This is a genomic window from Rhizobacter sp. P2_H2 (genome assembly GCF_056403375.1).
In genome coordinates, this window is the sequence record NZ_JBFUFP010000009.1 from 19,148 (window position 1) to 31,359 (window position 12,212).

9 protein-coding genes are annotated in these 12,212 nt (G+C 67.5%); 7 read left to right on the forward strand and 2 right to left on the reverse strand.

Annotated features, from left to right (window positions below):
- The first annotated feature begins 6 nt into the window (after positions 1-6).
- The 3 genes from AC1D15_RS01955 (at position 7) to AC1D15_RS01965 (ending at position 4,020) form a co-directional block, all read left to right on the forward strand.
- On the forward strand, positions 7-1,311 hold the full coding sequence (locus AC1D15_RS01955) for an ABC transporter ATP-binding protein (protein WP_477824719.1): 1,305 nt from the start codon (positions 7-9) through the stop codon (positions 1,309-1,311).
- 601 nt (positions 1,312-1,912) lie between these two features.
- Positions 1,913-3,148 carry a radical SAM protein gene (locus AC1D15_RS01960; protein WP_477824720.1) on the forward strand — a complete coding sequence of 412 codons (1,236 nt, stop codon included), beginning with the start codon at positions 1,913-1,915 and terminating at the stop codon, positions 3,146-3,148.
- 32 nt (positions 3,149-3,180) lie between these two features.
- Positions 3,181-4,020, forward strand: a complete 840-nt coding sequence (locus AC1D15_RS01965; RefSeq protein ID WP_477824721.1) for a hypothetical protein — start codon at positions 3,181-3,183, stop codon at positions 4,018-4,020.
- Positions 4,021-4,027: 7 nt separating this feature from the next.
- Here the strand turns inward: AC1D15_RS01965 and AC1D15_RS01970 are convergent, their stop codons facing one another.
- On the reverse strand, positions 4,028-5,155 hold the full coding sequence (locus AC1D15_RS01970; protein ID WP_477824722.1) for a sigma-54 interaction domain-containing protein: 1,128 nt from the start codon (positions 5,153-5,155) through the stop codon (positions 4,028-4,030).
- Positions 5,156-5,431: 276 nt separating this feature from the next.
- Here AC1D15_RS01970 and AC1D15_RS01975 point away from each other — a divergent pair, with 276 nt between their 5' ends.
- The gene (locus AC1D15_RS01975) at positions 5,432-6,001 is read left to right on the forward strand and encodes a peroxiredoxin (RefSeq protein WP_465111607.1); all 570 of its coding nucleotides are present in this window, start codon (positions 5,432-5,434) and stop codon (positions 5,999-6,001) included.
- Here AC1D15_RS01975 and AC1D15_RS01980 read toward each other — a convergent pair.
- Positions 5,998-6,498: a rhodanese-like domain-containing protein gene (locus AC1D15_RS01980; protein ID WP_477824723.1), complete on the reverse strand. Its 501-nt coding sequence runs from the start codon at positions 6,496-6,498 to the stop codon at positions 5,998-6,000. The two genes, AC1D15_RS01975 and AC1D15_RS01980, sit on opposite strands and share 4 nt — an antisense overlap.
- 212 nt (positions 6,499-6,710) lie before the next feature.
- Here AC1D15_RS01980 and AC1D15_RS01985 point away from each other — a divergent pair, with 212 nt between their 5' ends.
- From AC1D15_RS01985 to AC1D15_RS01995, 3 genes are all read left to right on the forward strand, one after another.
- A complete protein-coding gene (locus tag AC1D15_RS01985) occupies positions 6,711-9,257 on the forward strand; it encodes a TonB-dependent receptor (RefSeq protein WP_477824724.1) in 2,547 nt (848 codons plus the stop codon).
- 35 nt (positions 9,258-9,292) lie between these two features.
- Positions 9,293-11,761, forward strand: coding sequence for a DUF1549 and DUF1553 domain-containing protein (locus tag AC1D15_RS01990; RefSeq protein ID WP_477824725.1), 2,469 nt, complete (start codon positions 9,293-9,295; stop codon positions 11,759-11,761).
- A 13-nt stretch (positions 11,762-11,774) separates the two neighbouring features.
- The coding region (locus AC1D15_RS01995) for a DUF1501 domain-containing protein (RefSeq protein WP_477824726.1) at positions 11,775-12,212 on the forward strand (438 nt) is incomplete at its 3' end.

Genomic DNA, 12,212 nt, shown 5'->3' on the forward strand with positions numbered 1-12,212 from the left:
CAGAGCATGAAGACACTGATCGAACTCAAGAACGTCGGCAAGTCGTTCCGCTCGGCCGACGGCAGCGCGCGCGCGGTGCTGGAGGGCGTGGACTTCCGGCTGGCCGAGGGCGAGATCGTCTCGCTGCTCGGTCAATCGGGCTCGGGCAAGTCGACGCTGCTGCGCATCCTGGCCGGGCTGATCCCGGTCGATGCCGGCGACGTGGCCTACCGCGGCCAGCCGCTGCACGGGCCGGCGCGCGGCATCGCGATGGTGTTCCAGTCGTTCGCGCTGTTCCCGTGGCTCACGGTGCAGCAGAACGTCGAGCTCGGCCTCGAGGCGCGCGGCATGGCGCCCGCCGAGCGCGCGGCGCGCGCGGTGGCGGCGATCCAGCTGATCGGGCTGGCGGGCTTCGAGGGTGCGCTGCCGCGCGAGCTGTCGGGCGGCATGCGCCAGCGCGTGGGCATTGCGCGGGCGCTGGTGGTGGAGCCCGAGATCCTGCTGATGGACGAAGCCTTCTCGGCGCTCGACGTGCTGACCGGCGAGCGGCTGCGCGACGAGATCCTCGCGCTGTGGACCTCGCGGCGCATGCCGACCAAGGCGATGCTGGTGGTCTCGCACAACATCCAGGAAGCGGTGCTGATGGCCGACCGCGTGCTGATCTTCGCGAGCGACCCGGGGCGGGTGCGCTGCCAGCTGGCGGTGCAGCTGCCGCGCCCGCGCGRCCCGGACAGCGCCGAGGTGCGGCAGCTGGTCGACGAGGTCTACGCGCTGATGACCGCCGGCACCGGCCGCCGCCCGGCGGGCGAGCCGGCCGCGCTGCCGCTGGCGCACCGCCTGCCGCAGGCCGACGTGAGCCGCATGGACGGGCTGCTGGAGCTGCTGGCCGACGACCTGTTCGCGGGCCATGCCGACCTGCCGAAGCTCGCCGAGGAGACCGAGCTGGCCGACCACGAGCTGCTGCCGTTGACGCAGGGACTGTCGCTGCTGGGGCTCGCGCAACTGGCCGATGGCGACCTGCACCTGACGCCGCTCGGGCGCCGCTACGTGGACGGCGACCACACGCTGCGGCAGCAGCTGTTCGGGCAGCAGCTGCTGGCCGGCGTGCCGCTCGCTGCGCACATCCGGCACAGCCTGGAGCAGGAGGCGTCGGGCGAGCTGCCGCAGGAGCCGTTCCTGCGCCTGCTGAGCGACAGCCTCGACGCCGCCGAGGCCGAGCGCGTGCTGCGCACCGCGATCGAATGGGGGCGGCATGGCGAGGTGTTCGAGTACGACTACCGGACCGGGGTGATCCGGTTGCCGGAGGGGCGGCAGGAGATGACTGGTGAGTGATCAAGTCCCGCATGCGCCGTGAGGCGCATGCGGGAAGCGGTGAGAGATCATTGTCAACGCTGTCTGTCAATAGGAGAGATTGAGCGTTGCGAGTGACCGGGTACGCCTGCAGAGTCACTCACCTCAGCAGAGTCGCATTGCCCAAGCATCGGTCGGCCACCAGGGCTGCCCTTTCACGGAACTCTTCCCTACCGCGGAATTGAGTTCGCTTCGGCCGGGAGCAAGTCTCCCGCGGCTCGATTCAGCGATTGCTGTCTTCCTGTCAAGCCTTCAAGCAGTTTGTCCGCTCTTTTGCGGCAGTCCTGTCGCGACGGGTGAAGCGGCCGTTCCCGCTTCATATGAAAGTGAAGAAGACCCWTGACGCTCGAAGCTCTCCTCCATCGCCTTTCGCTTGCAGGTGCGCCAGTCGCCGCTCCCTTGCAAGTTCTGCCCAACAACGTCTTGCGGCATGTCGCCGGTGGCGACGTGAAGTGCAGCGCAGGCAACTCTCCAAACTTCGTGAAATGCGAATGGAGCAAGGCGGTCTAAGACTGCCATGCGTGCCGCCCATCCAGGGCGGCACTCCTTGATCGGTCCTTGTCGGAAACAGGACAGCAAAGCAATGGCCACCATTGAGCGAGTGAATCTGAGCGGGATTCGATCGAGACTCCGCACCGTAGAGAACCCTGTACAGCCGGCCGTGATCCCTAGGCGGCTGGAAGTCATTCTGAAGGTCGCAGAGCGCTGCAACATCGCCTGTACCTATTGCTACTTCTTCGACTCGAGAAACACGGACTTCGAGAGGCGACCGCCGCTGATCTCCGTCGAGACCATCGATCACGTCGTGGCCTACCTTCTCGACGCGGCGAGAAAGCATGAGCTCCAAGTCATCCAGATCGATCTGCATGGTGGAGAGCCACTGCTGATGAAGCGAGATCGATTCGATGACATGTGCGGTCGTCTCACGCGTGCTCTTCATCAAGTGGTCGATCTGCGAATTTCGCTGCAGACGAACGGCATGCTGCTGGACGATCTCTGGATCGACCTGCTCGTCAAGCACGGCATATTCGTCGGCGTCAGTCTCGACGGACCGCGTGAAGTGCACGATCTGCACAGAGTCGACCACGATGGCCGCGGCACCTATGACCGCGTTGTCTCGGGGCTCAAGAGACTCCAGGCCCGCCTGCCCGACCGGCTGGGCGTTATCGTGGTACTGAGCCGTCATGTGGACGGAGCCGTCTTGTATCAGCACCTGGTCCATCAGCTTGGACTCAAGAACCTCCACTTCATTGCTGCGGACGAGACGCATGACAGCACCTGCATGCAGGACGGCAATACGGTGGGCGATGCCCTTTGCAGAATCTATGAGCACTGGTTGCGGGACAACGATCCGTCGATCCACATCAGGTTCGTGGACAAGTCCGTTCGCCGTCTCCTCGGCGGGAAGGGCAGGTTGGCCGAGGAGGAAGCCATCATTTCCGGATCCCTCGCGATCACCGTGGACAGCGATGGCCATGTCGGGCCTGACGATGATCTGAGAAACGTCTTACCGCACCTCTTCCGAGGGCGCTACAACGTTCAGGACTCGACATTGAATGACTTCATCGATTCCAGCGAGATACAAGACCTTGTGAAGCAGGTCGGCCGCCTCCCGCTTCAATGCACTGACTGTTGCTGGAAGAAGGTCTGCCGAGCGGGCGAGGTACTGGGCGGACCCATTCAACGCTACAGCTGCGCGCGTGCCTTTGACAATCCAAGCGTGTACTGCAAGCAAATACAAGGGCTTCTCGAGGCGGTCTGTGAATCTGCTGTGCGACGCGGCCATGCGCCGGCCAGCATTCTGGAGAGCGCTGCGTGAGAGTCGCCAGACTGATCCGGATCGCCAGCGTCATGACGCTTCTGACGGCATGGCCCGTGGCACAAGCCCAGGCACTGCTCTTCGAGCGTCCTCTTTCCCAGCAGAAGGTCCACGACGGTTTCGGCCCTGTCATCGACGTGCATGTCCATGGCCGAATCGAAAGCTTCGTTCTCGACACCGGGTCGTCGCCGAGCCTCGTTGTCTCGGCTGCCGCGTCGCGTCTGCGCAGTCGCGCCGAGGGACCGACTTGCCAGCAGCCCTTGCTGATCTGGTTCGGCGAGGAGCGTCCGACCGCCGTTCCGTGCGAGGTTATCCCGACGATCCCGGAATTCGCGGCCGCAAAGCTCGCCGGCATGTTGAGCCCGCAGCAACTGGCACCGCATGATCTCGTGGTGCTCGACTTCCCGTCGAGTCGCCTGTTCGCGCTGCACGCARCCGTTGAGCCGTTCGATGTCTTCCGCAAGCTCTACCCCGAGCGGTCCAGCGTTCGTCTCGAGCGGGTAGGCGAATCGATTGGCGCGATGCTGGTCCGCGGTGCCTGGGGCGATCGCGCCGAGGTGCTCGTCGACATCGACACCGGCCGCCCGTACACGCAGTTCGCGAGACGTTATCTCGAAGGTGCGCCGGTCGGCGGTTCATCTGCAACGCTGTCGGCGACGGGCGAGCGCTCTTTCAACCAGCAGTCGTCGCAGGCACAGCCGCTTCGCATCGGATCGGTCGTGCTCGCACCCATCCGCATCCGCACCCGCGATGAGGCGGGCGTGGTGGCCGGCATCGTCTATGAAGGCTCGCTCGGCCGAGACGTGCTGAAGGCATGTGCCATCGGCATCCCGCCTCGTCAGGAGCGGCAGGTCTACCTGGCGTGCCGATGACCCAGGCTCAAGCCGTCTCGACCTCCACCTCCTCATCCACCTCCCCACGCGACGACAGCGCCAGCAGCCCGTGCCGCTTCAGCAGCGTGCGCAGCGTGTTGCGCGTGACGCCGAGCAGCCGCGCGGTCTGCACCTGGTTGTCGTGGCAGCGCGCGAAGCCGAGCCGCACCACCAGGGCCTCGATCGCCGCCACCAGCTGCGGATGCCTGCCGTCCATCAGCGCGTCGATGGCACGCTCCAGCGCGGCCAGCGGCTGCGCCTCGGGGGGCGGCCCCGCGGAGGGCGGTGCGGTCGAGGCGGGAGGCGAGGCGACCGCGCCCAGGAACCCGAGCGGCGAGAAGCGGCAGTCGCTCGCCCGCACGATGCCGTCGCGGCAGACGATCAGCGCGTAGTGGATGACGTTCTCCAGCTCGCGGATGTTGCCGGGCCACGCATAGGCCAGCAGCGCGCTGCGCGCCTCGGGCGACAGCTGCGTGCCGTGCAGCGACAGCTTGCCGCCGCACACCGCGATGAAGTGGCGCGCGAGCGGCAGGATATCGCCCGGGCGGTCGCGCAGCGGCGGCAGCTCGATCGTCGCGACGCTCAGCCGGAAGTACAGGTCCGCGCGAAAGTGCTGCGCCTCCACCGCCCGGTGCAGCTCGACGTTGGTCGCCGCCACCAGCCGCACGTCGAGCGGGATCGCGCGGCGCGAGCCGAGCCGCACCACCTGCCGCTCCTGCAGCACGCGTAGCAGCTTCACCTGCAGTGCGAGCGGCAGGTCGCCGATCTCGTCGAGGAACAGCGTGCCGCCGTTGGCCGCCTCGAACCAGCCGGCACGCGCCTGGTTCGCGCCGGTGAACGCGCCGGACTCGTGGCCGAACAACTCGGCATCGATCAGCGATTCGCTGAAGGCGCCGCAGTTCACCGCGATGAAGGGCCCGTCGCGCCCGCTGCGCTTGTGGATGTGGCGTGCGATCAGCTCCTTGCCGGTGCCGGTCTCGCCGACCACCAGCACGGTGGCGTCGCTGCCGGCGACGCGTTCCACCTGCTCCAGCACGGCGAGCGAGCGCGGGTCGTGGAACAGCAGCGCCTTGGCGCGGATCGAGAGCGCCAGGCTGGCGGAATCGGGCAGGGTGAGCAGGTGGTCGGCGGACATGCTGTTGGCAATGGGCTGGCAATGGGCTGACGACAATGGGCAGACAAATGACGCGATCTGCACATTAGGTGTCTTGTTCCGTGCCGTGAACGCAGCATTTCACGCTTGCATATGCGCACATCACGGCGATCGGGGTCTGCGCTGCTGCGATGTGCGCGCTGCTGTTGCCTCGCCAACAATGCGCTGGCGCGTGCTGCTGCCGGCGCAGCAGGTGCAGGGTCGAGATGCAGGCCCGCGGGTTGCATGCCGGGCCCCTTCAACTCTCCACCGATCCCCATGAAACACCTGCTTGCCACCTGCCTGCTGTCCGTCGCTGCCGTCGGCGCGAATGCCGCGTTGCGCGAGGGGGACACTGCACCGGCCTTCCGTGCCACGGCCTCGCTGGCCGGCAAGGCCTTCGACTATTCGTTGCGTGATGCATTGGCACGCGGCCCGGTGGTCGTCTACTTCTACCCGGCGGCATTCACCATCGGCTGCAGCCTGCAGGCGCACGCCTTCGCGGTGAACCTGAAGCAGTTCAGCGACGCCGGCGCCAGCATCGTCGGCGTGTCGCTGGACCGCATCGAGCGGCTCAACGAGTTCTCGGCCGATCCGGAGTCGTGTGCCGGCACGGTGGCGGTGGCCTCGGATGCCAAGGGCGCGATCGCGAAGTCTTTCGACCTGGTCGTGCAGGAGCAGAAGGCGGGCCGCAAGACCCGGCGCGGCGACGAGATCGATCACGGCCTGGCCGAGCGGACCACCTTCGTCATCAAGCCCGACGGTCGCATCGCGGCCACCTTGAGCGGGCTCTCGCCCGAGGACAACGTGGCGCGCGCGCTCGACGCGGTGCGAGCACTGAAGCGCTAGGGCGCAACCGCCGACGCCGCCGCGCGCGGCGCCGGTGGCTGGATGTGGCTGACCGCCGTGCCGCCTTCCTTTTCGTAGTCTTCCGAGCCGGTCGCGCCGGCCACCTGGTAGCCCTTGCTCGCCAGCAGGTCACCGACCGCACCTGCGCGCTGCGCATGGTTGGACACCGTCAGGATGCGCCGGTCGCGCGGCAGCCACGCGAGCTGCTTCTCGATGTCGCGGTTCTGGATGCTGAGGAACACCGGGAAGCTGCCGTACTTGATCAGTTCGTCGGGACGGCGAACGTCCAGCACCAGCACGCCGCCAGGCTGCGCCAGCAAGGCATCGACCTCGGCGCGGGCCAATCGCTGCGTCTTGTATTTCCACGGCGCGGCGGCCTGCTGCGCCGATGCGGCCAGCGCGGTGAATGCGAGGGCCGCGGCCAGCGCGGTGATCTTGAAGCTCTTCATGAAGCGGGTGTCCCTGGTGATGGTGATGAAGGTGGGAGACACCTTCATCGCAGCATTCATGCCATTGGCACCGCCGGGCTGAGTGCCCGCAACACAGCCGCGAACACGACAGCGGCGTTGCGTGCGCAGCACGCGCAACCCGCGCCCTTGCTGGCTTCGCAGCAGAACCCCGCCTGGACACGGGCATGCGCCGTGCTGTGAAGGGAGGTGGATCGACACACACGACAACCCCACGACAACCATCACCGAGGGACCCTCTCTTGATCAAGCAGTTGCTCCGACTCACGCCGATCGCCGCGGCCGCCGTCACCGTGATCGCCCATGCGGCCGATGCACCTGCCGACGCACCGGCCGCCCCCGATGCCGCCGCCTCGGCCCCCGTCGCCGACAACGAGGCGAGGGCGCTCGATGCCGTCGTCGTGCGCAGCCGCAACCGCATCGAGCGGCTGCAGGATGTGCCGCTGTCGATCTCGGTCGTGCAGGGCGCCGAACTCGAACGGCTCAGCGCCTACGGCATCGACGCCATCACGCGGCGCGCCGCCAACGTCTCGTGGAACCTCGGCAACCAGCGCACCAGCTCGCTCAGCATCCGCGGCGTCGGCAAGATCGGCCAGACCGAGGCGCAGGACCCGAGCGTCGGCGTCATCGTCGACGGCGTCAACTACGCCTACAACGCGCTCACCTCCAGCTTCAACTTCGTCGACGTCGACACCGTCGAGGTCACGCGCGGCCCGCAGGGCACGCTGCTCGGCAAGAACACCAGCCTGGGCGTCGTCAACATCACGACGCGCCGGCCGTCGTTCACGCCCACCGCCGACTACACGCTCGAGTTCCGCCAGCGCGGCGGCTTCGCCGGCACCGCGGCCGTCGGCGGCCCGGTGGTCGACGACCTGGTCGCGTGGCGCGGCACCTTCTCGGTCGACCGCGGCCAGGGCGACATCGAGAACCAGTACAACCGCGACATCACCTACACCAACACCGACCGCGTGTCGGGGCGCGTGCAGTTCCTCGTCACACCGACGAGCGACTTCAACGCGCGCCTCGCGTTCGACCTGCAACCCCGCGCCGGCGAAACCACCAACGGCCGCACCGTCTTCACGCCGACCCCGGCGACCTACGCGAACGGCTCGCCCAACACCGCCGTCGACAACGCGACGCGGCTGTCGCGCCGCTGGTTCTCGCAGAACACCGGCTACAGCGTCGGCGATTACTACGCCTTCCTCAGCAACGACAACCAGCGGCCGCTGGTCACCGGCAGCCGCGGCGCCTCGGCCGAGCTGAACTGGAAGCTCGACGGCGGCCACACGCTGACCTCGATCAGCGCGTACAAGGACTACCACTTCGACGCCGTCAACGACGAAGGCACGCCGTTCGACGTGTACCGCAACTCGGGCGGCTTCTGGAACGACTACCGCCAGGCCAGCCAGGAGCTGCGCATCAGCTCGGCGGCCGGCGGCTTCGTCGACTACCAGGGCGGGCTGTACTACATCGACGTGCACAACGAGGCCGACTACCGCCGCGCCTGGGGCAACGACGCCGGCGCCTGGTTCGCGAGCAATGCGCAATACAACCGGCTGGATGCCGACCCGGCCGGCCGCCTGCTGATGCTCAACTCGCTGGCCAACCTGGCGACCTCGTACAACTCGCCGGTCGGCGTGCAGGAGATCCGCAACAAGAGCGCCGCGGTCTTCGCACAGGCCAACTGGCACCTGAKCGAGCCGCTGACGCTGACCACCGGCCTGCGCTTCACGCGCGAGGACCGCCAGAACGCCGGGCGTTCGACCCTCAACAGCAGCGGCAGCGCGCCCGAGCTGAACCCGGATGCGGTCGGCACCGACGACGCGATCGCGCAGAAGTACTTCGGCATCCCGACCTATGCCGCGCTGAGCGCCGCACAGAAGCAGCAGGTGGCCGATGCCCGGGCGATCCGCAAGAGCCAGCTCGGCGTGCTGTTCGGCCAGACCCAGGCCGAGCCCTTCCGCAAGACGCAGCCGGCGTTCGTGATCAGCCCGTCGTACAAGGCCAGCGAGCAGCTGACGGCCTACTTCTCGTACCAGCACGGCGAGAAGGCAGGCATCTCGCAGCTCGTCAACGGCGTGTCGACGCTGGTGCAGCCGGAGAAGACCAATGCCTTCGAGGCGGGCTTCAAGTCGGCGCTGTTCGACAAGACGCTGGTGCTGAACGCCGACGTGTTCCTGATGAACATCACCGACTACCAGCAGTCGGTGCGCATCGTCGACCAGTACACCACCGCGCTGAACAACGACGGCACGTTCTACTACACCTCGGCCACCGGCAACGTACCGAAGGTGCGGGTCTCGGGGCTCGAGGTCGACGGCGTCTACGCGGGCATCGCCAACACCACGCTGCGCTTCTCCGGCGCCTACAACAAGGCGATCTACAAGGACTTCAGCAACGCCGCGCAACCGGTGGAGAACGGCTATGCCGGCGCATCGCCCTACCGCGACATCAGCGGCCAGCCGCTGGCCGGCGCGCCGAAGTACAGCGTCAACGTCGGCGGCGACTACCGCCTGCCGGTGCGGGGCGACAAGGTGTTCCACACCAGCGCCAACGTGTCGGCCAACAGCAGCTACTACTCCGACAACGCGCTGTCCGCGTACTCGGTGATCCCGAAGAGCGCCCTGGTCGACTGGGCCATCGGCGTCGGCACGCAGAACCGGAGCTTCGACGTCAGCCTGATCGTCAAGAACCTGTTCAACGACGACACGCCGCGCTCGAAGACGTGGAACAGCTATTCGCCCGCGATCCCGCGCAGCGTGGGCATCCAGTTCGCCGGCAAGTTGTAGGCGCTTCATCCACCCCCTGCAGATCGAGTACGCCCATGAAACTCAAGTTGCTTTTCGTGCTTCTCGCGATCGCCGCCAGCGCGGCCATCGCCACCGCCGCCGATGAGAAACCTGTCGCGCCAGCGGCCGCCAAGGCCTGGGCCTACACCCCGCCGCAGGCGCCGGCTGAGCCGGCGCTGAAGAACAAGCGCTGGGTGCGTACGCCGCTCGACGCCTTCGTGCTCGCGAAGCTCGAGGCCAAGGGCCTGTCGCCATCGGCCGAAGCCGACCGCGCCACCTTCATCCGTCGTGCCACGCTGGACGCCTGGGGCCTGATCCCGACGCCGGAGGAGGTCAAGGCCTTCGTCGCCGACCGCTCGCCGAAGGCCCACGAGAAGCTGGTCGACCGGTTGCTCGCGTCGCCGCGCTATGGCGAACGCCAGGGCCGGCGCTGGCTCGACCTGACGCGCTATGCCGACAGCGACGGCTACAACGCCGACGGCACCCGGCCCAACATCTGGCGCTACCGCGATTACGTGATCGATGCGTTCAACCGCGACAAACCCTTCGACCGCTTCGTCAAGGAGCAGCTGGCCGGCGACGAACTGTGGCCCGACAGCATCGAGGCCCAGGTGGCCACCGGTTTCCTGCGCAACTTCCCGGACGAGATCAACGCGCGCGACCTGAACCTGAAGAAGCAGGAGGTCGCCAACGACCTGACCGACACCGTCGGCTCGGTGCTGCTGGGCACCACCGTCAACTGCGCGCAGTGCCACGACCACAAGTTCGACAAGATCTCGCAGAAGGAGTACTACCAGCTGCAGGCCTTCCTGGTGAACGCGAGCTGGCGCGACGACGTGCCGGCGATCAACGGCCAGGCGCTGGCCGAGTACACCGTGAAGCGCGCGAAGTGGGAGGCGGCGACGCAGTCGATCCGCGACCAGCAGGACGCACTGCTCAAGCCCGTCATCGACAAGCTCGAAAGCGACCGGCTGTCGGGCTTCGTGCCCGAGACGCGGGTGTCGATCAGCAAGCCCGAGGCCGAGCGCAGCGCCTACGACCGCTGGATCTACCACCGCAACCTGTGGACCATGTCGGGCCGCACGCGCAACGCGGTGAACCAGCTGAAGACCAAGGACAAGGCCGGCTACGAGAAGTACCAGGCGCTGGCCGACCAGCTGAAGGCCTTCGACAACCTGAAGCCGCGCGACCCCGGCAGCATCTCGACGATGACCGAGCTGGGCCATGCCGACAGCCCGCCGACCTACGTGCTGTTCAAGGGCATCTACGACAAGAAGCTCGACGAGGTGCAGCCGGCGGTGCCGGCGCTGCTGGGCGGTGACGCGCCGGCGATCCAGCCGACCGCGAACTCGTCCGGGCGGCGCAGCGCGCTGGCCGGCTGGATCGCGAGCCCCGCCAACCCGCTGACGGCGCGTGTCTTCGTGAACCGGCAGTGGGCGCAGTTCTTCGGCACCGGCATCGTCGACAGCGTCAGCGACTTCGGCAAGATGGGCAGCAAGCCCAGCAACCCCGAGCTGCTGGACCACCTGGCGACGAGCTTCGTGAAGAACGGCTGGAGCGTGAAGGCGCTGCAGCGCGAGATCCTGCTGTCGAGCGTGTACCGCCAGGCCTCGGCCGCGCGGCCCGAGGCGCAGGCGGTGGACCCGGGCAACAAGCTGTTGTGGGCCTTCCCGCGGCAGCGGCTCGAGGCCGAGGAGATCCGCGACTCGCTGCTGGCCGCCGCCGGGCTGCTGGAAGAGAAGTTGGGCGGACCGGCGGTGTTCCCGCCGATCCCGATCAACCTCGACAACCGCAATGCGTGGCCGACCTCGGAGAACCCGCACGACCACCACCGCCGCAGCGTCTACATCTTCGTGCGCCGCAACACGCCGTACCCGCTGCTCGACACCTTCGACTGGGCCAACCCGCAGCTGGTGCACAACAAGCGCGAGGTGACGACGACCGCACCGCAGGCGCTGGCGCTGATCAACAGCGACCTGGTGTTCGAGTGGTCGAAGGCACTGGCCGGTCGCGTGATCCGCGAGGCGGGCCCGAAGGAGTCGGCGCAGATCGACCGCCTGTTCGAGATCCTCTACGCCCGCAAGCCCGACAGCGTCGAGCGCGCCAGGCTGCAGGCCTTCCTCGACAGCCAGGAGGCGCTGACGCGCCAGCAGCTGGTGCAGGGCAAGCCGCTGAACGCGCCCGAAGGCTACGGCGTGAGCCCGGTGCTGACGGCGCAGATCGACCAACTCTACAAGACGGTCTACGGGCGCAGCGCCGACCGCTACGAGAAGGCGGTGTTCGTGCAGACGCTGGCGAAGCAGCAGGAGAAGCTGAAGTCGACGGCGGCCGGCGGCGATGACGAGGACGACGACGCGAAGGCCGCCGATGCCAAGGCCGGCAAGGGTGCCAAGGCTGGCACGGGCAGGAAGGCGACGCCCGAACTGAACCCGGCGCGCGCGGCCGCCTTCGTCGACCTGGTGCACGCGGTCGCGAACTCCAACGAATTCACCTACCGATTCTGAGAAGGACATTGACATGAGCCACCATCACCACCCTTCGCGTCGCGACTTCCTCGGCCAGCTGGGCGCCGGCGCGGCGCTCGGCCTGGGCATCCAGTCGGCCTGGGCCAGCGAGCTGATCGATCCGCAAGCGCCGCGCGAGCCGCACTTCCCCGCCAAGGCGAAGGCCGTCATCTGGCTGCACATGGCCGGCGCGCCCAGCACGCTGGACCTGTTCGACTACAAGCCCGACCTGATCAGGCTGGCCGGCACGCCGCTGCCCGATTCGTTCGGCCGCAACCTGAAGACGGCCACCGATGGCGGCGTCGGCAACCTGCTGGCGACCAGGCGCACCTGGAAGCAGCACGGCGAGACCGGCGCATGGGTGTCCGACCTGTTGCCGAACCTGTCGAAGCAGGTCGACCAGATCGCGTTCCTGAAGGGTTGCAAGACCGAAGGCAGCACGCACGTGATC